Here is a 21,261-nt window from a genome sequence, read left to right as displayed (position 1 = left end):
AAGTCCCTTCGGGAACGGGCGAGCCGGTCACTTGACGGCCCCTGCCGTCAGGCCGGCCACGAGGTAGCGCTGGAGCAGCAGGAAACCCGCGACCACGGGCACGCTGACGACCAGCGAGGCGGCCATGATCTGGTTCCAGTACACGTCGTTGAGGGTCGAGTAGCCCTGGAGGCCGACGGCGAGGGTGCGGGTGGTGTCGTTGGTCATCACCGAGGCGAACAGGACTTCACCCCAGGCGGTCATGAACGCGTACACGGCCACCGCGATGATTCCGGGCACGGCCGCCGGGACGACCACCCGGAACAGCGCGCCGAGCGGGCCGCAGCCGTCGACCAGCGCCGCCTCGTCCAGGTCGCGCGGCACCGAGTCGAAGTAGCCGATCAGCATCCAGATCGAGAACGGCAGGGAGAAGGTGAGGTACGTGAGGATCAGTCCGCCACGGCTGCCGAAGAGGGCGATGCCCGTCGCGTTGCCGATGTTGACGTAGATCAGGAACAGCGGCAGCAGGAACAGGATGCCGGGGAACATCTGCGTGGACAGGACGGTGACGGTGAAGACGCGTTTGCCGCGGAAGTCGTAGCGGCTGACGGCGTAGGCGGAGAAGACCGCGACGACCACCGAGCAGACCGTCGCCGCGCCCGCCACCAGCAGGGAGTTGACGAAGTAGCGCGCCAGCGGGACCGTCGACCAGATGTCGATGTACGGGCGGATCGTCAGCTCGGTCGGCAGCCAGCGGAACGTGCCCGTGACGTCCGCCAGGGGCTTCAGCGAGCTGGAGACCATGACATGGACGGGCACGAGCACGAAGCCCGTCAGCAGGGTGAGGAAGATCCGCCGGGACCACAGGAAGGACCGGGGCGGGGCCAGGGGCGAACTCATGAGGCGGCCCTCCGTCCGCGGGAGGTGAGCGCCAGGTAGCCGCCCGTGACCAGCAGCAGGAACAGCAGGAGCAGGACGGACATGGCGGAACCGGTGCCGAAGTTCCAGGTGACGAAGGACGCCTGGTAGATGTGCAGCGAGATGAGATCGGCGGCCTCCGGGGCGGTCCTGCCGAACAGGACGAACGGCGTGTTGAAATCGTTGAACGTCCACAGGAACAGGACGAGGACCAGGACCTGGTTCACGGGCCGCAGGGACGGCAGGGTGATGCGGCGGATCTGCTGCCAGACGCCGGCTCCGTCCAGGGCGGCCGCCTCGTACAGCTCGCGGGGGATGTTCTGCAGACCTGCCATGACGATGAGGAACGCGAACGGCCAGCCCTTCCACACCGACACCGTCAGCAGCGCGATGAAGCTGTTGTCGCCGATGAGCCAGAACGACGGCTTGTCGGTGAGGCCGAGCTGGTCGTGCAGGACGTGGTTCACCAGGCCGTTGTCGTGCTGGAACATGAAGACCCAGGTGATGACGGCGGCGTAGACCGGAAGGGCGTACGGGACGAGGAACAGGGCTCTGAGCAGGCCGCGGCCCCGGAAGGTGTCCTGCATGAAGACCGCTGCGGCCGTGCCGATCAGCCAGCACAGGCCCACCGACAGCAGGGTGAAGGCGACGGTCACGAGGAAGGAGTGGAGCAGCGCCTCGCCGACGGGGGCGTCGAAGTCCACCGACACCTCGTAGTTGGCCAGGGCGGACCAGGGGGCCGCGCCCCAGTCACGGATGTAGAACTGGGTGAGCTCCTTGAAGCTCATGACGACGCCGATCACCATCGGCACCAGGTGGACGAGGAGTTCGAGGAGGAGGGCCGGCAGGAGCAGCAGGTAGGGCAGGCCCACGCGGTGGATCCGTCCGGTGCGGCGCCGGGGGCCGCGCGCCGCACCGGACGGGCTCTTGCCGACCGGCGGTGTGCCGGCTTCAACCGTGGTGGTCATGTCGTTCACGCCGCCGGCATCTGCTGCTGGGCCTTCTCCAGGGCCGACTTGACCGAGCCGGTGGTGACCGGGCGCCCTGCGGCCGCGTCGGCGAAGAGGCCCTTGACGGCGGTGCCGACGGCCGTCTCGAACTGGGACTCGTCGGCGACCTGGGGCAGGGCGGCGGCGCTCTTGGCGAGGGTGTCCTTCAGGACGGCGTTGGCGGCGGAGCCGAAGGCGCTGTCGGACTGCGCGGTCTTGACCGGCGGTATCGAACTGTAGGCCTTGTTGAGGATCTTCTGCTCGTCCTCACTGGTCATGAACTTCACGAACTCGGTGGCGCCGTCGAGGTTGTCGGTGTTCCTGAAGACGGCCAGGTTGATGCCGGCGACCATCGAGTTGACCTGCTTGCCGGTGCCGGGGGTGCCGGACTGCACGGGGACGGGCGCGATGCCGTAGTCGTCCTCGCTCATGCCCTGGGAGGTGAGGTTGGCGGAGGCGGACTGCCACAGCAGCATCGCGGTCTTGCCCTTGGCGAAGTCGCTCACCGACTGGTTCTGCGCGTATTCGGCGTTGCCGGGCGCGATGACCTTGTCCTCGGCCATCAGGTCGACGTACTGCTTGACGGCGGCGACCACACCGTCGTTCGTGAAGTCGGCCTTCCCCTCGGGGGTGAAGAAGTCGGCGCCGTGCTGCTTGGCGAGGACGAACGCGTGGTGGATGTTCTCCGAGGGGTTGGAACCCTCCGCTCCCAGGCCCCACTTGCCGTCCTTGGAGAGCTTCTTGCCGTCCGCGACCAGTTCGTCCCAGGTGGCCGGCGGCCCGTCGATGCCCGCGTCGGCGAACATCTTCTTGTTGTAGTAGAGCGCGTACGACATCGAGTACAGGGGCACCGCCGCCGGGTCCTTGCCCTCGGCGCCCGTGGATCCGAGGGCCGAGTCGACGAAGCGGTCCCGGCCGCCGATCCGGTCGAAGTTCTTCGCGTCCCAGGGCAGCAGGGCGCCGGTGGCCTGGAGCGAGGCGCTCCAGGTGTTGCCGATGTTCAGTACATCCGGGCCCTGGCCGGAGGTGGTGGCGGTGAGGATCCGGTTGAGCAGGTCGGACCAGGGGACGACCTCCAGCTTCACCTTGATGCCGGTCTGCTCCTCGAACTTGTCGAGCTCCGGCTGGAGGACCTTCTTGTCGACCTCGATGCTGGCGCCCTGGTTGGAGGCCCAGTAAGTCAGTGTCTCGGGTGAGTCGTTCGACCCGCCGCCCGTCGCGGAACCGCCTCCGCAGGCCGTGGCCGCGAGGGCGAGTGACAGTGTGACGGCGCCTGCCGCCGCGGCTCGGATGCTGCGCATGGCTGCTCCTGGCCCTTCCGGGAGTACGGGACCACGGCTCCCCGGCACGAGAGAGCCGTCATGGCTTAATTTAGGACGTGAGTTAATCCCCGGAAGGCAGTCCCGTCAAGGGTTTGGACACACTCTCGGAACTCTCGCGCCACCCCTTGACGCATCTGTTCCACGGATGAACCATTCAGCGGCGAGAGAGCGCTCCCCGCACCCCACTCCGTTCACTTCATGAACCAGGAGAGCCGCCCCATGCACCCTGACTCCCCGTCATCACGCCCCGCCGCGCCGGGCCGCCGGACCGTCCTCGGCGCCGCCGCGGCCGCCACCGCGCTGGCGGCACTGCCCGGCACGGCGGCAGCCGCCCCCAAGCCGCACCAGAAGCCCGTGCGCAGGAAGCCGCGCGCGCTGCCCGGCGGTGGCGACCTCGGCCCGAACGTGCTGGTCTTCGACCCCTCCACGCCGGACATCCAGGCCAGACTGGACGAAGTCTTCCGGCGGCAGGAATCGGCCCAGTTCGGCATCGGCCGCTACCAGTTGCTGTTCAAGCCGGGCACCTACCACGGCCTCAACGCGCAGATCGGCTTCTACACCTCGATCTCCGGTCTCGGGCTCTCCCCCGACGACACCACCATCAACGGCGACATCACGGTCGACGCCGGCTGGTTCGGCGGCAACGCCACGCAGAACTTCTGGCGTTCCGCGGAGAACCTCGCGGTCGTCCCCGTGAACGGCACCAACCGCTGGGCGGTCTCGCAGGCGGCCCCCTTCCGCCGGATGCACGTCCGCGGCAACCTCAACCTCGCCCCGAGCGGCTACGGCTGGTCCAGCGGCGGCTACATCGCCGACTGCCGGATCGACGGCCAGGTGCAGCCGTACTCGCAGCAGCAGTGGTACACCCGGGACAGCGCGATCGGCGGCTGGCTCAACGGCGTGTGGAACATGGTGTTCTCCGGCGTCGAGGGCGCTCCCGCGCAGGGCTTCCCGAACCCGCCGTACACCACCCTGGCCACGACGCCGGTCTCCCGGGAGAAGCCGTTCCTGTACCTCAGCGGTCCTGAGTACCGGGTCTTCCTGCCGGAGAAGCGGACCAACGCCCGGGGCGTCACCTGGGGCAACGGTACCCCGCGGGGCACCTCGCTGCCCCTGTCGCGCTTCTACGTCGCCAAGCCCGGCGTCTCGGCCGCCACGCTCAACCAGGCCCTCGCCGAGGGGCTCCACCTGCTGCTGACGCCGGGGATCTACCACCTCGACCAGCCGGTGCGCGTCGACCGCGCCGGCACGGTGGTGCTGGGGCTGGGATACGCCACGCTCATCCCCGACAACGGCGTCACCGCGCTGAAGGTCGCCGACGTCGACGGCGTACGGCTCGCCGGGTTCCTCGTCGACGCCGGGCCGGTCAACTCCGCGACCCTGCTGGAGATCGGCCCACGGGGCGCCTCCCGCGACCACTCCGCCAACCCGACGACCGTCCAGGACGTGTTCGTCCGCATCGGCGGGGCGGGCCCCGGCAAGGCCACCACCAGCATGGTCGTCAACAGCCGGCACACCGTCATCGACCACACCTGGGTCTGGCGCGCCGACCACGGCGACGGCGTGGGCTGGGAGACCAACCGCGCGGACTACGGCGTGGTCGTCAACGGGCACGACGTCCTGGCGACCGGGCTGTTCGTGGAGCACTTCAACAAGTACGACGTGCAGTGGTTCGGCGAGCGCGGGCGCACGATCTTCTACCAGAACGAGAAGGCGTACGACGCGCCGAACCAGGCCGCGATCCAGAACGGCTCCCTCAAGGGCTACGCCGCCTACCGGGTCGGGGACGACGTCACCACCCACGAAGGCTGGGGCCTGGGCAGCTACTGCTACTACAACGTCGACCCGAGCATCGTGCAGCACCACGGCTTCGCGGCGCCGAACCGTCCCGGAGTGCGCTTCCACGACCTGCTCGTGGTCTCGCTCGGCGGCAACGGGCAGTACGAACGCGTCATCAACGACACCGGGTCGCCGACGTCGGGGACGTCCACGGTGCCGTCGACGGTGGTGTCGTACCCGTAGCGCGCACGGCACGGGCGGGCCCCCTTCCCTCCCCGGGCACGAGGAGGGAAGGGGGCCGGTTCCGTACCTAGCGCACCGGTGTCGCGACCGGTGCCGGCGCGTAGCCGGTGGGACGGGCCGTGAAGGTGCCACGGCCCTGGGTGCGGCTGCGCAACCGGGTCGCGTAGCCGAACAGTTCGGCCAGCGGCACGGTGGCGGTGACGACCGCGGCACCGGCCCGGGTGAGCGAGCCGGTCACCTGCCCGCGCCGGGCGGCGAGGTCACCGAGCACACCACCGACCGCCTCCTCGGGCACGGTGACCGTGACCTCCACGACCGGCTCCAGCAGGACCATGGCGCAGGCGCGCAGGGCCTCGCGGAGACCGAGGCGGCCGGCCGTGCGGAACGCCGTGTCCGAGGAGTCCTTCACATGGGTCGCCCCGTCGGTCAGCGTGACCCGCAGCCCCGTCACCGGGTGGCCGCCCAGCGGGCCCTCGGCGAGGGCGTCCCGGCAGCCGGCCTCGACCGCCCGGACGTACTCCTGCGGCACCCGCCCGCCGACCACGGCCGAACGGAACGCGAACCCTCCCTCCTCGTACGGCTCCACGTCCAGGACGACGTGGGCGAACTGTCCGGCGCCGCCGTCCTGTTTGACGTGCCGGAACACCAGACCCGACACGCCCCGGCCGACCGTCTCGCGGTGACTGACCTGCGGGCGGCCGACGTTGACCTCCAGCCCCAGTTCGCGCCGGAGCTTCTCCACCGCCACCTCCAGGTGCAGTTCGCCCATGCCGGACAGCACCGTCTGCCCGGTCTCCGGGTCGGTCCGCACGACCAGGGAGGGATCCTCCTCGGTCAGCCGCGCCAGCCCGGACGCCAGCCGGTCGGTGTCACCGGCCCGGCGGGACTCGACCGCCGCCGACACCACCGGCTCGGCCACACCGGGCGGTTCGAGGACGAGCGGCGCGTGCTGCGCGCACAGGGTGGAGCCGGGGCGGGCGGACTTCAGCCCGACCACGGCGACGATGTCCCCGGCGACCGCCCGGTCCAGCGGGGCGTGCCGGTCGGCCTGGACCCGCAGGATCCGCCCGATCCGCTCGGTGCGTCGCGCACGCGTGTCCCACAGGGTGTCTCCCTTCTCGATCGTGCCGGAGTAGAGGCGCAGATAGGTCAGCCGTCCCGTCGAGGTGGCGTGCACCTTGAACGCGAGCGCGGCCACCGGTGCCGCCGGGTCGGCGGCCCGCTCCTGCTCCTCTCCCTCGTGCGTGCCGGTGACGGGAGGCACGTCGAGCGGCGACGGCAGATAGGCCACGACGGCGTCCAGCAGCGGTTCGACACCGCGGTTGCGGTACGCGGATCCGCACAGCACGACCACGCCGTCGCCGTCCCGGGTCACCTCGCGCAGCGCCGAGGAGAGGGTCGGCGTGCGGAGCGTGCCCGTGTCGCAGAACTCCTCCAGCGCGCCCGGGTGCAGTTCCGCCACGGCCTCCTCCAGCGCCCGGCGGCGGGCGACGGCTTCGTCCCACATGCCGTCCGGCACCGCCGTGCGCTCGACGGAGCCGCCGTCGTCCCACAGCAGTGCGCGCATGCGCACCAGGTCGACGACACCGGTGAAGGTGTCCTCCGTGCCGATCGGCAACTGCACGACCAAGGGCGCCGGATGCAGCCGCGCCCGGATCGACGCCACCGCCGCGTCGAGGTCGGCCCCGGCGCGGTCCATCTTGTTGACGAACGCGATCCTGGGCACGCCGTACCGGTCGGCCTGCCGCCACACGGACTCGCTCTGCGGCTCCACCCCGGCCACCGCGTCGAACACGGCCACCGCCCCGTCGAGCACCCGCAGGGCACGCTCCACCTCGTCGGCGAAGTCGACGTGCCCCGGGGTGTCAATGAGGTTGATGCGGTGACCGTCCCAGTCGCAGCTGACCGCCGCGGCGAAGATGGTGATGCCGCGATCGCGTTCCTGCGGGTCGAAGTCGGTGACGGTGGTGCCGTCGTGGACCTCGCCGCGCTTGTGGGTGGTGCCGGTGGCGAACAGGATCCGTTCGGTCACGGTGGTCTTGCCGGCGTCGACGTGGGCGAGGATGCCGAGGTTGCGGACGACGGCGAGCGGGTTCAGGTGGGTGCGCACGGCCCAGGGCCTTTCGGTGCGTTCAGAAAACGGGCAGCGCGATTCCCGGGCGGAATGGGCGAGAGCCACCGAGCCCTGACGTCACGTCAAGGGTTGCGGTGTCGCCGGGCGTTCGTCCCGGTCAGCCGGTGCCGCCGCGCAGCGGACACCGGGGCGACGAAGACACGAGGATCACCTCGTGCTGCGACAGGGAGACGGCAACAGCGGCGTGGTCACGCATGGCGATCTCCCTTCGTTCGTCACATGGATGCCCTGTGCCGGGTAGTGGGCGGCGCGGGGTACCTGCGTGAGTGTAGGGAGGCCGGGGCGGACGGGTCCAGGGGTTATTTTTCTACGGCTGGACTGCCGGGGGCGGTGCGCGACGGCGCATACACGCTGAAGCTTTCACCATATGAGGGCGACCCCATCCGGCAGGGTGGTTCGAGGAGTCCGGCCTGGGCGCGGACGACGAGGCCCTCTTCGACGCCTGGGACACGGTGCACCCCGCCCACCGCCGATGACGGTGAGGCCGGCCCCGGCTCCGGCAGGCGGGAGGCCGGCTTCGGGCTCGCGGCGCGCATGCCGCTCGCGCGACCTGCATGCAGGGCACCGGCCTACTCGGGCGGCGTAGGTGTGTCGTGGGTGCGGTACATCGCCTGCACGTCGAGCTCCAGTTGGACCGTCGGGCCGACGACCGCGATGCCACGGGCCAGCATGGAACGCCAGTTGAGGGTGTAGTCCTCGCGGTGCAGTTCCGCCGTGGCCAGGGCGGCGCAGCGCAACTCCTGGCCGTAGCCGCCGTTCACGGTGCCGAGGTACGTCGTGTCCAGGGACACCGAGCGGCTGACACCGTGCATCGTGAGGCTGCCCTGCAGCACCCACTTGGCGCCTCCCCGGTAGGCGAAGCGGGCACTGGTGAAGTCGATGTACGGGAAGCGCTCCACGTCGAGGAAGTCGGCGGACCGCAGGTGGTTGTCGCGGGTGGTGTTGCCGGTGGTGATGCTGGAGGCGTCGATGCGGACCGACACACGGGAGTTGGTCATGTCCTGGGCGACCTGGATGCCGCCGTCGAACCGTTCGAAGCGGCCGTGCACATGGGCCATGCCGACGTGCTTGGCGATGAACCGGATCGCCGTGTGCGGCGGATCGAAGAGCCAGGTTCCGGGCGTCGGCAGCTGGAGCGCCTCGGCGGGCTGCAGCCAGACGCGCTCGGTGGCCGTGGAGGCACCCGGGCCCGTCTCGACGGTCTCGCGGTGCGGCCGCAGTCCCTCCGCCGAGATGAGCAGGCTGTACCGGCCGGGCGGCAGCGCCGCGAGGAAGTAGCCGTACGGGTCGGTCGTGCCGCGGGCGGCGACACGGTGGGTGTCCAGGGCGGTGACGGTGACGTCCGCGGCCGCCAGGGGCGAGCCCATCGGGTCGACGACCTCACGGGCCACGGCGCCCGCGCCGGCGGGCAGGGGGAGGGCGAGACCCGCCGCCTCGGCGGAGGAGCTCTTGAGCCACCGGCGCCGGAGCAGTGCGAGGGCCATGGTGGTCACCTTTCTTCGGGTGTGCGGCCGTACCGGCGGCGGTTCTGCGCACGCGGACGGCCGCACCTTGCTGCGGTCACACCCCCTTGTCGATCTTGACGGACCCGATTCCGGTCCGGGTGTCTCAATACGAGACAGTCATGACTTTTCCGTGAAGGCGCGGGCGTGTTCGGCCGCCCACCGGGCGAAGGTGCGCGCCGGGCGACCCGTGACCTTCTCGACGGTGCCGGAGACCGTACGGCCCACCTCGGGGGTGTCCCCGTACGCCGTGAGCAGGAAGCCGATGACGTCCTCCGCGAGACCCGCCGCCCGCCACTGCGCGACGGCCTGCTCCTCGGTCAGCTCGACCAGGGTGATCTGCCGGCCGACGGCGGCGGCGAGCGTCTTCACCTTGTCCGCGACGGTGAGCACCTCGGGCCCGGTGATCACGTACTCCTGGCCGCCGTGCCCCTCCTCCGTGAGCGCGACGGCCGCGACGGCGCCGATGTCCGCCTCATGGACCATGGCACTCAGCCGGTGCACGAACGGCTCCCGCACCTCCGCCGAGGTCACGATCCCGTCCGCCCACTCCAGGGCGTTGGCCATGAACTCGACCGGCATGAGCACCGTCCGGTCCACGCCGTCGTCGGCCCGTACCGCGTCCTCCAGCGGGGTGGGCCCACCGCCGTGCAGCACGGTGACGCGGCGGACCCCGGCGGACTTCGCGAGCTCCAGGATCCTGGGCCCGGTCTCCAGCGGGCTGAAGGCGGCACCGCCGAAGGTGATCAGGTGGAGGCCGGTGACGCCCTCCAAGGCCGGGACCAGGCCGTCCGGCTCGGTCAGGTCCCCCTCGACGACGTCGACCCCGGCCGGGAAGGCGGCCCGTGCGGCGTCGCGGGTCAGGGCACGCACGTCGTGCCCGCGGTCGAGCAGCTCGGCGACGACCTGACGGCCGACGGTTCCGGTGGCGCCGGTGACAAGAATCCTCTGCGTCTGCGTCATGCCACGACCCTAGGAAGGCTTGCGGTCACCTTCTGTCCGCGAGCCGGAGTCCGGCGGGACCCCTTCGAACGCCGCGAGCAGCACGCTCCGGACCCCCTCGGCCGTCACCTCACGCGGGTTGGCGTACGGCTCGCCCGCGACCCGTGTCGCCGCCGGGGTGAGGTCGGCGCGGGCGAGGCCGAGTTCGGCGAGGGAGCGCGGTGCGCCGAGACGGCCGGCCAGGTCCCACAGCGCGCGGGGCACGTCGTCGGCACCGAGAGCCCGGCGCAGGACGGCCACCGCCTGTGGCGCGGCGGGGGCGTTGTGGGCGAGGGCGTGGGGCAGGACGACCGTGTGGGTCTCGGCGTGGGGCAGGCCGTACGTGCCGCCGAGGACGTGGCACAGCTTGTGGTGCAGCCCCATCGTGGTCGCGCCGAGGCACGCGCCGCACAGCCATGCCGCGTACAGGGCCCGGCCGCGGGCGTCGAGGTCGGCCGGGTCGGCGGCCAGCCGGGGCAGCGCCTCGGCCATCGCCCTCACCCCCTCCTCGGCCATGACCGTGACAAGCGGTGAGACGTCCGGGGCGTACAGCGCCTCGACGGCGTGCGCGAGGGCGTTGATGCCGCTGGTGACGGTCAGCGGTACGGGCAGGGAGAGGGTGAGCTGCGGGTCGTAGACGACGGCCCGGGGCTGGACGACGGGGTCGCGGCCGGTGCGTTTCGTGCCGTGCTCGGTGAGGCCCCACACCGGGGTCATCTCGGAGCCCGCGTAGGTGGACGGCACGGCGATCAGGGGCAGTCCGGTGCGCAGGGCGATCGCCTTGCCGAGCCCGATCGCGGAGCCGCCGCCGACCGCGACGCAGCCGTCCGCCCCCGCCGCCCGGGCGGCCGCGACGGCCCGGTCGGCGTCCTCCACGGGCACGTGCATCCGTGCCTCGGCGTGCAGCCCGGCGCAGCTGTCGCCGAGCGCGTCCGCGACCGCCCGCGCGACGGTCTCGCCCCGGCTGCCGGACACCACGAGCAGCCGCCGCAGGCCCAGGCGCGCCGCCTCGCCCGGGGTGGCGGTGACAGCCGCCCCGGGCCGGAAGACGACCCGCACGGGCCGGGTCTCGTACGTGAACTGCTCCTGGAACCTCATGCGGTCCGCTCCAGTACGAGGTCGAGGCGTGCGTGCCGGAAGGGGTTCGGCACGCCGAACTCCCGGGCGAGCGCGGGGTCGTCCGTCTCGGTGAAGTCCTCGACGAGGCTCTCCTTCACGGCGAACACCGCGTCGGAGTCGAGGTAGTCGCCGCCGGCCACGAAGATGTGTGTGGTGACGGGCCGGTGGCCCCCGGCCGCGGCGATGAAGTGGATGTGCGCGGGACGGTAGGGGTGGCGTCCGGTCGCGCGCAGCAGCGCGCCCACGGGACCGTCGGTGGGGATCGGGTACGCCGCCGGGACGCAGGTGCGGAACCAGAAGCGGCCCTCGGTGTCGGTGGTGAACAGCCCGCGTCCGTTGCCGGCGGGCTGGACACCGGGCTGCTGGACGTCGTAGTAGCCCTTGTGGTCGGCCTGCCACACGTCCACGACGGCGCCGGGCAGCGGGGTGCCGTCCTCGGACCGGACCCGGCCGCTGACCACGCACCTCTCCCCGCCGCCCACGAGGTCGATGTCGTCCCCGAGTGCGCGGACCGGAGACTCGGTCAGGTGGAACGGGCCCAGCACGGTCGACTCGGTGGCCCCGGCGGCGCGGTCGCCGTTCAGGGTCTCCACCAGCATGGACAGGCCCAGCACGTCCGACAGCAGGATGAACTCCTGCCGGGTGTCGGTGCAGGCCCGACCGGTCGCCGTCAGGAAGGCGATGGCGCGCTCCCACTCGTCCTGGGTGAGTCGGGTCTCGCGCGCGAAATCGTGCAGATGGCGGACGAGGCCGGTGAGCAGGTCGCGCAGCCGCGGGTCCGCGGTCCCGCGCAGGCTGGCGAGGGCCTGCTCGGTGACCCCGGCTCCGGTCGCATCGGTGGTCATTCCGGCTCCTCCTCGTCGACGTCCGCTCGTTCCATCATGGCGCGCGCCGGCCCGGATCAGACGTGCCCGAGGATCCGCCGCAGCGCGTCGGCGAGCCGTTCCGCGGCGTCCGGGGCGGCGGACGCGTGGCGGAAGGCGACGAATCCGTCCGGGCGGACGAGGAGGGCGCCGGCGTCGGGGATCTCGCGCAGGCGTGCCCAGTCGCCGTAGGGGTCCTCGTACTCCTGGCCGGGGCCGACGACCACGGTGGCGACCGGGATGTCCTGGGCCGAGGCCGCCCGTACCCAGTTGTCGCCCCCGATGCCCGTCAGCAGGGTGAAGCGGCCGCGGCCGACGGTGTCGAGGGTGGACAGCGTGCGGGTGCCGCGGGTGATCCAGGCGTGCGGCAGCCGGGCACCGGGCCGGGTGGACGGCTGGTGGTGCAGTTCGGGGTCCCGGGTGAAACCGGGGTCGGGTGTGCCGTCCGGGACGATCGCGGCGGAGCTCTCCGCGGGGTAGCGCTGGTTGAGGTCGACGCCGTGCGCGTTGAACTCGTAGACCTTGAAGGCGATCGCCTCGCGCAGCCGGGCCCGCTGCTTCTCGGCGGACTCGGTGGCGTCCTTGCGGGCGGCGATGTTGGCCCACAGCTGCTCGGGGGTCTGCGGGGCGAGCCCGTCGAGGGCCTCGAAGACGGGCGCGGTCTCGCGGATGGACCGGTTGGCCCGGGTGACGATCTGCCGCCCGATCGGGGCGCGCTCGGCGGTGTAGCTGTCGAGCAGCCGGGGGTGGGCGCTGCCGTCCAGGACCAGCTTGAGCTTCCAGGCGAGGTTGTAGGCGTCCTGGATCGAGGTGTTGGAGCCGAGGCCGTTGGACGGCGGATGCCGGTGGACGGCGTCGCCGGCACAGAAGACCCTGCCGTTGGCGTAGGTCTGCGCGTACATCTCGTTGACGGTCCACGCCGAGGACGACTTCACGGTCACGGGGACGTCGTCGTCACCGATGAGCCTGCGGACGACCGACTCGGCGTACTCGGTGGTCAGGTCGGGGGTGCCGGCGTCCACGTCGTAGCCCCAGACGATGAGCCACTCGTTCCAGGGGCGCACGCAGCGCACCAGGCCCGCGCCGATGCCGCCGACCGTGGCGCCCGGGGCGAGGACCCAGTAGAGGGTGGAGGGACGGTGGGCGGTGTAGGCGCTCAGGTCCGCCTCGAAGAGGATGTTGACGCTGCCGGCCACACCCATCCGGCCGCTCATCGGCAGCCCGGCGTCCGCTGCGACCCTCGACCGTCCGCCGTCGGCGCCGATCAGGTACTTGGCGCGGATCTCGTAGGTGTCCCCGCGCAGCCGGTCGCGGACGGTGGCGGTGACGCCGTCCGCGTCCTGGGTGTGCGAGAGGTATTCGTTCTCGAAGCGGAGGCGGGTGCCGCGGGCGACGGCCGCGTCGACGAGGACCGGCTCCATGAGGTGCTGCGGCATGTCGCACATGCGGGTGGGGCTGGCGAGTTCGTGTGCGGCCTGCACGAGCGGGTCGTTGCCCCAGGAACGTACCCGGCCCAGTTCCTCGCCCGCCAGGCTGGTGCAGAACGTGGTGTTGCCCATGAGGTGCTGCGGGGTCGCCTGCGCGACGACCTGTTGCTCCACGCCGAGGTCGCGCAGCACCTCCATGGTGCGCTGGTTGGTGATGTGCGCGCGGGGTGTGTCGGCGAGGTGCGCGTAGCGGGTCACCACGATGTTGGGGACGCCGTAGGTGCTCAGGGCCAGCGCGGCCGAGGCACCGGCCGGGCCGCTGCCCACGATGAGGACGTCGGTGTCGACGACGGTGGCCACGGGGCGCTCCTGCGTAGGGGGTTCGGGCGGTGGGATGCGGAACGTGCATGATCATGCGGTGCGGCGGGCGGGCGTGGGTGTCTCATTACGAGACACCGGGTGTGGGCGGTTGCCCTACGAGCCACCGGGCGTTGGCTGTCTCCCTGCGAGACACCAGGGTGCCGGTGAAGGGCTGCGACGGGGCCCGCAGTTGTTCGGCGACGGGTCTGCGTTGTTCGGCGATGGACCCGCGGTTGTTTCTCGTTCAACTGAACCCGCTACGGTGGGGCGTGCCGTGACCACCACAGACCCCTCCCCCACAGCCACCGCCCGGACCTCGTTGCGCCTGGCCCGTGAGCGGTTCCTGTCGGGGCGTCCGCTGCCGCCGGGCGTGCCGGAAGAGGTCGTCGCGGCGTGGCGGCGGGCGCGGTTCTTCGGCGTGCCGCACGATGCGGCGCAGCCGCCGGCGCCTCCCTCGCTCCCCCGGGAGTCGACGCTGCTCGACGCCGCCCGGCCGGTGCTCGACCGGATCGTTCCCGCGCTGGACGGAGGCGGTCTACGACTCGCCCTGACCGACGAGCGGCTGCGCGTGCTGTGGACGGCGGGCGGCCTACCGGGGCTCGGCACCTGCGCGGTCCTGTCGGAGCAGGTCGTCGGCAACAACGGCGCGGCCCTCGCCGTACGCACCCGCGCCCGGGCCGAGGTGCACGGCGCCGAGCACTTCCTCGACCGGTGGCAGGACGTCTGCGCGGTCGGCGTCCCGGTGCTCGGGCCGGAGGGCGGGCAGGTACTGGGCGCCCTGACGGCCGTGACGCGGCTGTGCGGCACAGGGCCGCCGCATCCGCAGGCGGCGTTCACCGAGGCGACGGTCACGGCGGTCGAGACGGAGCTGCGGGCACGGGCCGGACGGGCCGAGCGGGTGCTGCTGGACGCCTTCGTCCGGGCGACGAGCGGGCCCGACCGGGCCGTGGCCGCACTCGACGGCCGCAACCGGCTGGTCAGTGAGGCGGCTCAGCGGTTGCTGACGCCCGAGGTGCTCGGTGCGCTGGAGCACGAGGCCGCCGCCGCCCGGGACGCGGACCGCCCGGGCACCGGGAGTCATGCCGATCTGCCGGAGGGAGCCGGGTGCACGGCCCGGGTCACTCCGGTGCGTCGGGACGGCAGGATCATCGGCATCGTGGCCGCGCTGGAGCCGCTCGACGACCCGGCACCGCCGGTGGCGTCCTCGCCTGCGCCGGTCACCCTGACCGGCTCCTCGGTCCCCTGGCGGCACAGTGTGGGGCAGGCCGTGCGACTGGCCCGCTCCCAGGAGCCCCTGCTGCTCACCGGCGAGCGTGGCACGGGCAAGTCCGCGCTGGCGCGGGAACTGTGCGGCCCGCACGTCCCCCGGGTCGTCGACGGGGCCCAGGACACCGGCCTCGACCAGGTGCTGCCCGCCGGGCCGCCCGGTAGCCCGCTCCTGCTCCGGCACGCCGAGCGCCTCGCGCAAAGCGGCGTGGCCGCGCTCAACTCTCTGCTCGACCAGCACCCGGACATCCCGCTGCTGATCACCTACACACCCGGCGCGCCGGCGGGTCCCTGCCTCCAGCGCCTGCTGGACAAACTGTCCGCCCGCACGGTGACCCTGCCACCACTGCGGGAACGCGCCGAGGACATCCGGGAACTCCTGCCCTCCCTCGCTCCCCGCCCGGCGCCCGGGCAGCCGCCGCTGACCTGGACCCTGGACGCCCTGCGCGCGCTGGAGGCGTACCCGTGGCCCGGCAACGTCACCGAGCTGGCCCATGTCGTACGGGCCCTCGCGGAGCAGCGGCGGCGGTCCGGGCCGGTCCGCCGGGCGGAGCTGCCGGACGCCGTCCGGGAGGGACCGGCCGCGCGCCCGCTCAGTCCGATGGAGCACGCCGAGCGCACCGCGATCCTGGAGGCACTGCGCCGCCACGGCGGCAACAAGGCCCGCACGGCGACCGCGCTGGGGATCGGGCGGGCGACGCTGTACCGCAAGCTGCGGGAGTACCGGCGTTGATCACCGGTTGTGGTCCCGGGCCGGCTCATGGTGCTGACGCCTGACGAGGGGCGCTGAGAGGCGACGCACAAAACAGCTCGGGCGGGTCGAGATGATCTCGACCCGCCCGAGCTGATCTATCTGTGTCCGAGGGGGGACTTGAACCCCCACGCCCGATAAAGGGCACTAGCACCTCAAGCTAGCGCGTCTGCCATTCCGCCACCCGGACCAGGTGTCTGCCGCCTTGCCAGGGGTGTTCCCCGCGGCGACATGGACAACAATACCAAGCTTTCGGAGTGCCTTTCACCTGCGTTTCCCTGTGCCGGGCGGGGGTCCGGGACCTCACGCCCCGATGCCCTTAGGGTCACACCATGAGTGACTGGATGGTGACGCAGAGCCCCTCCGTGAGGCGTCGGCCGCGGGCGCTGTCGCCGCTCAGGGAGCATCTGCGGGACACGTTCTGGTTCGCCCCGACCGCGGCGATGGTGGCCGTCTTCCTGGTCTGGGTGGGGGCGGAGGCCCTCGACACGGCCCTCGTCGACGCACTCCGGGAGAACCGGGACTACGAGACGCTCGATGAGCTGCTGCGGTTCGCGGAGGACGCGAAGGCCGTGGTGACCGCGGTGGGCTCGGCGATGATGACCTTCATCGGTGTGGTGTTCAGCATCTCGCTGGTGGCCGTGCAGATGGCGAGCGGGCAGTTCACCCCGCGCGTCGTGCGGCTCTTCGTCCGGAGCCGGATCACCAAGGCGACCTTCGCGGTCTTCCTGGCGACCTTCGTCCTGACCCTGCTGGTCCTGACGAGCTTCGACAGTGTGGACGATCCCCGGGCCGCCACGTCGGTGCCCTTGGTGCAGTCGGTCCTCACCCTCTGCATGGTCGCCCTGAGCCTGCTGCTCTTCGTGCTGTACGTGAACGCCACCCTGCGGCTGATGCGGATCAGCCATGTGATCGCGCGGATCGCCTCGGAGTCGTTCCGGGTGGTCGCCTCCATGCCCGTGCCGGTGGCCGGGCAGGGCGCCCCCGACCTCGGTCCCGAGACCGCGTGGGTGCCGCACGGGGGCCGGGCGGGGGTGCTGCGGGACGTGCACATCGCGCGGCTGGTGCGAGTGGCGCGCAAACACGGGGTGGTACTGCGGCTGATCCCGCGGATCGGGGACTTCGTGGTGCCCGGCATGCCCGTGCTGGCCGTGCACGGCGGCCCGGTCCCGCCGCGCAGGGCGCTGCGCTACGCGATCTCGGTGGGTGTGGAGCGGACCTATCACCAGGACCTGGGTTTCGGGCTGCGGCAGTTGTCCGACATCGCGCTGCGCGGGCTGTCCCCCGCGGTCAACGACCCGACGACCGCCGTCCAGGCACTGGACCGTGTCATCCAGTTCCTGGCCGCGCTGAGCCGCCGTCCGCTGGACGCCGCCCTGCACCGGGACCGGGCGGGCGCGGTGCGGCTGGTGCAGCCCGTGCCCGGCTGGACGGAGTTGGTGGATCTGGGGCTCACCGAGACGCGGGGGTGTGCCGTCGGGAACCCACAGGTCTCCCGGCGCATGCTGGCCGGCCTCGACGACCTGCTTCTGCTCGCTCCGCCGGAACGCCGCGAGCCGTTGCTGCGCCACCGCCACCTGCTCCGGCAGGCGGTCACCCTGGCCGCGCAGAACGCGCCCGACCGTGAGTTCGCGCTGCGCCCGGACCGGCAGGGCATCGGCTGAGCCCTGCCGCCTCTCTGCCTCAGGGCAGGAGCCGGTACTCGGGGAAGTTCCCCGGCAGCCGTTCTCCTGCCGGCCCCCGCGTGACCGCGCGCACGAGCAGGTCACCGCCGACGAACGCGCCCCGCCAGGACGCCCCGAGCCCACCGAACAACTCGTCGCGGTCCCCCCGGGAGCGCGGCGTGCCGTGGCCGACCTTGAACGCGCGGAGGTGCGGGGCGAGCCGGTCGTACGTGGCCCGGTCGTCCGTGGACAGCGTGGCGACCAGCGCGCCGTTGGAGGCGTTCATCGCGGCCAGCAGCTCCGCCTCCGTGTCGACCAGGACGATCGTGTCGACCGGGCCGAAGGGCTCCGCGTGGTGCAGCGGAGAGGAGGGGGGCGGGTTGAGGAGGGTGACCGGCTGGACGTAGGCGGAGGTGTCCTGGCCGGGCAGGAAACGGGCGTCGTCGGGCGTCGCACGGTGCAGGGGGACCGCGCCGCGTTCGATCGCCACGGCGACCTGGTCCCGCAGCTCCTTCGCCTTGGCCGCGTTGATCACCGGCCCGAAGTCCAGCTCCGGGTAAGGATCGCCGCCGTGCTCCACGGCCAGCGGGTGCCCGACCCTGAGGGTGCGCACCGCCGGGAGGTACGCCGCCAGGAACGCGTCGAACAGCCGGCGTTGGACGACGAAGCGGGGGTAGGCCGTGCAGCGCTGTTTGCCGTAGTCGAAGAGCTTGGGGACCACCGCGGTGAAGGCGTCCCAGTCCGAGTAGTTCCAGATGCCCCAGGTGTTGAGTCCTTCCTGCTCGAGTACATGTCGTTTGCCGAGGTCGGCGACGGCTGTGGCCACGGCGGCGCCGGTGTCGCGGCCGCCGACGAAGCAGACGCAGCCGATCTCGGGCGCCCGCACCAGCGCCTGGGACAGCTCGCCTCCGCTGCCGCTGACGAGGGTCACGGGCACTCCCTCGCGAGCGGCGAGGGCGCAGGCCAGGGTCAGGCAGGCGACACCGCCGTCGGTCGGGGTCTTGGCGATGACCGCGTTGCCTGCGAGTGCCTGGACCAGCAATGCGTGAACGAGCACGCTCATCGGGTAGTTCCAGCTGGCGATGTTGGACACCGGCCCGTCCAGTGGTGAGCGGCCGGTGAGCATCTCTTCGACGCCGTCGACGTACCAGCGGACGCCGTCGATCGCCCGGTCGACATCCGCCCGGGCGAGCCGCCAGGGCTTGCCGATCTCCCAGACGAGCAGAAGCGCGAGCAACGTGCGGTGTTCGGCGAGGGCGTCGAGGGTGGCCGCGATCCGTGCCCGGCGTTCCTCCAGGGGGAGGTGCCGCCAGGCGCGGTGCTGGTCGATTGCGGCGCACACGGCCCGGTGGGCGGTGGCCGGGTCCGGGCGGGGCGGTCCGGCGATGGGGCTGCCGTCGACCGGGCTGACGGCGGGCAGGACCCGTCCGTCCTCCTGCCAGGCGCCGTTCCAGAGATTGAGGACGCGGTCGTCGCGGAAGGCCTCGGGAGCGACGGCAAGGCAGCGCCGCCAGGCGTCGGCCCAGGACGTGCCGGTCTTGAGGGTGAGGGTGGGTGCCACAGGTTCCACGGGTTCCACGGGTTCCACGGGTGCCATGGGGTTGCTCCGCTCTCGGTGCACAGTCGGGGGCGGGGAGTTCGCCGCGGGGTGGTCCGGCCCGGCCCAGGTGATCAGCCAGGGTTCGACGCGGGGCAGCCCGGCCCAGGTGATCGGCCAAGGATCGACGCGGGGTGGTCCGGCCCGGCCCAGGTGATCAGCCAGGGTTCGACGCGGGGCAGCCCGGCCGCTATCGGCCTTCGAGGCGCGCGAGCACCTGCCCCGCCGTCTCGGTCGGTGTGCTTCCCACGCTCACCCCGACGGCCTCCAGCGCCTCCCTCTTCGCGGCGGCGGTGCCGGAGGAGCCGGAGACGATCGCGCCCGCGTGGCCCATGGTCTTGCCCTCGGGCGCGGTGAACCCGGCGATGTAGCCGACGACCGGCTTGGTGACGTGCTCACGGATGTACGCCGCCGCGCGTTCCTCCGCGTCGCCGCCGATCTCCCCGATGAGGACGATCAGTTCCGTGTCGGGGTCGTCCTGGAACGCGGCCAGGCAGTCGATGTGCGTGGTGCCGACGACCGGGTCGCCGCCGATGCCGACGCAGGTGGAGAAGCCGATGTCGCGCAGCTCGTACATGAGCTGGTACGTGAGCGTGCCGGACTTGGAGACCAGGCCGATGGGGCCCGGCTTGGTGATGTCGGCGGGGATGATGCCGGCGTTGGCCTGGCCGGGGGTGATGAGGCCGGGGCAGTTGGGGCCGACGATGCGGGTGCCCTTGTCCTTCGCACAGGCGGTGAAGGCGACGGTGTCGTGGACGGGGATGCCCTCGGTGATGACAACGGCGAGGCCGATGCCGGCGTCGGCGGCCTCGGCGACGGCCGTCTTGGCGAAGGCGGGCGGCACGAAGACGACCGTGACGTCGGCCCCGGTGGCACGCATCCCCTCGGCCACGGAGCCGAAGACGGGCACGGCACGGCCGTCGAAGTCGACGGTGCGGCCTGCCTTGCGCGGGTTGACGCCGCCGACGACGTCCGTGCCCGCGGCGAGCATCCGCCGGGTGTGCTTCATGCCCTCACCGCCGGTCATGCCCTGGACGAGGACCTTGCTCTCCTTGGTGAGGTAGATGGCCATGGTGTTCCCTCTCCTCAGGCCGTGGTGGCGAGTTCGGCGGCACGGGCGGCGGCGCCGTCCATGGTGGTGACCTGCTCGACCAGCGGATGCGCGCGCTCGTCGAGGACGGCCCGGCCGCGGGCCGCGTTGTTGCCGTCGAGGCGTACGACGAGCGGCTTGGTCAACCGGACGGCTTCCAGGGTCTGCACGATGCCGTCGGCGACCGCGTCGCAGGCGGTGATGCCGCCGAAGACGTTGACCAGGACGGACTTCACGTCCGGGTCGGAGAGGATGACGGACAGTCCGTCGGCCATGATCCGGGCGCTCGCTCCACCGCCGATGTCCAGGAAGTCGGCCGGTCGCGCGCCGCATCCGGCGACCACGTCGAGCGTCGACATGACGAGACCGGCGCCGTTGCCGATGATGCCGACCTCGCCGTCCAGCTTGACGTAGTTGAGGCCTTTCGCGGCGGCGGCCGCCTCCAGCGCGTCGTCGTGTTCCGTGTCGTCCGCGCCCCAGCGCGCCTGCCGGAAGCGGGCGTTGCCGTCCAGGGTGACCTTGCCGTCGAGAGCCAGGATCCGGCCCTCCTTCGTGCGCACCAGCGGGTTGACCTCGACGAGGAGGGCGTCCTCGCGGACCAGGACGTCCCAGAGGCGTACCAGGACGTCCACGGTCTGCCGCGGCAGTCCGGCCGCCTCGGCGATCTCGCCCGCCCTGGAGGTCGTGACCCCCTCGGCGGGGTCGATGAGGACGCGGGTCACGGCCTCGGGGCGGGTCGCGGCGACCTCTTCGATCTCCATGCCGCCTTCGGCCGAGGCGATCGCGAGGAAGCGGCCCGCCGCGCGGTCGAGCACGTAGGACACGTAGAACTCGGTGTCGATGTCCACCGGTTGGGCCAGCATGACCTTGCCGACCGTGTGTCCCTTGATGTCCATGCCGAGGATCTGGCTCGTGGTCAGCTCGGCGGCGGCCGGATCCGCGGCCGCTTTCACTCCACCCGCCTTGCCGCGCCCACCGGTCTTCACCTGGGCTTTCACCACGACCCGGCCGCCGAGCCGGCGGGCGATCGCACGCGCTTCCTTCGGCGAGTCGGTCACCTCGGCACGCGGCACCAAGATGCAGTGTTCTTCGAAGAGTTCCCTTGCCTGGTGTTCGTACAGGTCCATTTCCGGCTCCTGACAGTTGTGTCTTCTGGGGGGCGACCCCCAAGCCCCCCGAAAATGCCGCACGCCCCCTGGACACCACCCACCGGATGCGGGATAACAAGCTTCATACAGTATTCGTCGACTGTATGCAATGTACCGCGAGCCGTTCCA

Annotated in this window: 15 protein-coding genes and 1 tRNA gene; 3 read left to right on the top strand and 13 right to left on the bottom strand. The window is 71.8% G+C overall.

Features of this window, described 5'->3' with window-relative positions:
- Window positions 1–27 precede the first annotated feature (27 nt).
- Genes ACFV20_RS09810 through ACFV20_RS09800 form a run of 3 tightly spaced genes read right to left on the bottom strand, consistent with a single transcriptional unit; the run spans window position 28 to window position 3,187 of the window.
- Entirely contained in the window at window positions 28–867 is an 840-nt protein-coding gene (locus ACFV20_RS09810) for a carbohydrate ABC transporter permease (protein WP_385654888.1), read from the bottom strand.
- Between the two features lie 8 nt (window positions 868–875).
- Window positions 876–1,865, bottom strand: a complete 990-nt coding sequence (locus tag ACFV20_RS09805; RefSeq protein ID WP_385654498.1) for a carbohydrate ABC transporter permease — start codon at window positions 1,863–1,865, stop codon at window positions 876–878.
- A 5-nt stretch (window positions 1,866–1,870) separates the two neighbouring features.
- The gene (locus ACFV20_RS09800) at window positions 1,871–3,187 is read right to left on the bottom strand and encodes an ABC transporter substrate-binding protein (RefSeq protein ID WP_385654497.1); all 1,317 of its coding nucleotides are present in this window, start codon (window positions 3,185–3,187) and stop codon (window positions 1,871–1,873) included.
- A 240-nt stretch (window positions 3,188–3,427) separates the two neighbouring features.
- On the opposite strand from ACFV20_RS09800, the gene ACFV20_RS09795 reads away from it, so the two are divergent.
- Entirely contained in the window at window positions 3,428–5,230 is a 1,803-nt protein-coding gene (locus tag ACFV20_RS09795; RefSeq protein WP_385654495.1) for a coagulation factor 5/8 type domain-containing protein, read from the top strand.
- Window positions 5,231–5,297: 67 nt separating this feature from the next.
- Here the strand turns inward: ACFV20_RS09795 and fusA are convergent, their stop codons facing one another.
- The 6 genes from fusA to ACFV20_RS09765 form a co-directional block, all read right to left on the bottom strand.
- Window positions 5,298–7,340 (bottom strand): elongation factor G, encoded by a 2,043-nt coding sequence (fusA, locus tag ACFV20_RS09790; protein ID WP_385654492.1) that lies wholly within the window; start codon window positions 7,338–7,340, stop codon window positions 5,298–5,300.
- Window positions 7,341–7,933: 593 nt separating this feature from the next.
- Complete coding sequence (locus ACFV20_RS09785) at window positions 7,934–8,848, bottom strand: YceI family protein (protein ID WP_385654491.1); 915 nt, start codon at window positions 8,846–8,848, stop codon at window positions 7,934–7,936.
- A 138-nt stretch (window positions 8,849–8,986) separates the two neighbouring features.
- The gene (locus ACFV20_RS09780; protein ID WP_385654489.1) at window positions 8,987–9,829 is read right to left on the bottom strand and encodes an NAD(P)H-binding protein; all 843 of its coding nucleotides are present in this window, start codon (window positions 9,827–9,829) and stop codon (window positions 8,987–8,989) included.
- A 9-nt stretch (window positions 9,830–9,838) separates the two neighbouring features.
- Complete coding sequence (locus ACFV20_RS09775) at window positions 9,839–10,945, bottom strand: maleylacetate reductase (RefSeq protein ID WP_385654486.1); 1,107 nt, start codon at window positions 10,943–10,945, stop codon at window positions 9,839–9,841.
- Window positions 10,942–11,811, bottom strand: coding sequence for an intradiol ring-cleavage dioxygenase (locus ACFV20_RS09770; protein WP_385654484.1), 870 nt, complete (start codon window positions 11,809–11,811; stop codon window positions 10,942–10,944). The genes ACFV20_RS09775 and ACFV20_RS09770 overlap by 4 nt, the downstream gene beginning before the upstream one ends.
- Before the next feature lie 56 nt (window positions 11,812–11,867).
- Window positions 11,868–13,616: an FAD-dependent oxidoreductase gene (locus ACFV20_RS09765; RefSeq protein ID WP_385654482.1), complete on the bottom strand. Its 1,749-nt coding sequence runs from the start codon at window positions 13,614–13,616 to the stop codon at window positions 11,868–11,870.
- A 274-nt stretch (window positions 13,617–13,890) separates the two neighbouring features.
- On the opposite strand from ACFV20_RS09765, the gene ACFV20_RS09760 reads away from it, so the two are divergent.
- Window positions 13,891–15,615, top strand: a complete 1,725-nt coding sequence (locus ACFV20_RS09760) for a sigma-54-dependent Fis family transcriptional regulator (protein ID WP_385654480.1) — start codon at window positions 13,891–13,893, stop codon at window positions 15,613–15,615.
- Window positions 15,616–15,738: 123 nt separating this feature from the next.
- On the opposite strand, the gene ACFV20_RS09755 is transcribed toward ACFV20_RS09760, so the two are convergent.
- Window positions 15,739–15,823 (bottom strand) — tRNA-Leu (locus ACFV20_RS09755).
- A 142-nt stretch (window positions 15,824–15,965) separates the two neighbouring features.
- Here ACFV20_RS09755 and ACFV20_RS09750 point away from each other — a divergent pair.
- A complete protein-coding gene (locus ACFV20_RS09750) occupies window positions 15,966–17,297 on the top strand; it encodes a DUF2254 domain-containing protein (protein ID WP_385654477.1) in 1,332 nt (443 codons plus the stop codon).
- Between the two features lie 19 nt (window positions 17,298–17,316).
- On the opposite strand, the gene ACFV20_RS09745 is transcribed toward ACFV20_RS09750, so the two are convergent.
- The 3 genes from ACFV20_RS09745 to sucC form a co-directional block, all read right to left on the bottom strand.
- Window positions 17,317–18,858 carry an aldehyde dehydrogenase family protein gene (locus ACFV20_RS09745; RefSeq protein WP_385654886.1) on the bottom strand — a complete coding sequence of 514 codons (1,542 nt, stop codon included), beginning with the start codon at window positions 18,856–18,858 and terminating at the stop codon, window positions 17,317–17,319.
- 226 nt (window positions 18,859–19,084) lie between these two features.
- A complete protein-coding gene (sucD, locus tag ACFV20_RS09740) occupies window positions 19,085–19,966 on the bottom strand; it encodes a succinate--CoA ligase subunit alpha (protein ID WP_385654476.1) in 882 nt (293 codons plus the stop codon).
- A 14-nt stretch (window positions 19,967–19,980) separates the two neighbouring features.
- Window positions 19,981–21,111 (bottom strand): ADP-forming succinate--CoA ligase subunit beta, encoded by a 1,131-nt coding sequence (gene sucC, locus ACFV20_RS09735; RefSeq protein ID WP_385654473.1) that lies wholly within the window; start codon window positions 21,109–21,111, stop codon window positions 19,981–19,983.
- Window positions 21,112–21,261: the final 150 nt, after the last annotated feature.

It is taken from the genome of Streptomyces sp. NPDC059696 (assembly GCF_042733745.1).
In the GTDB taxonomy this organism is placed as follows: domain Bacteria; phylum Actinomycetota; class Actinomycetes; order Streptomycetales; family Streptomycetaceae; genus Streptomyces.
This window is presented reverse-complemented; position numbering and strand designations above follow the sequence as displayed.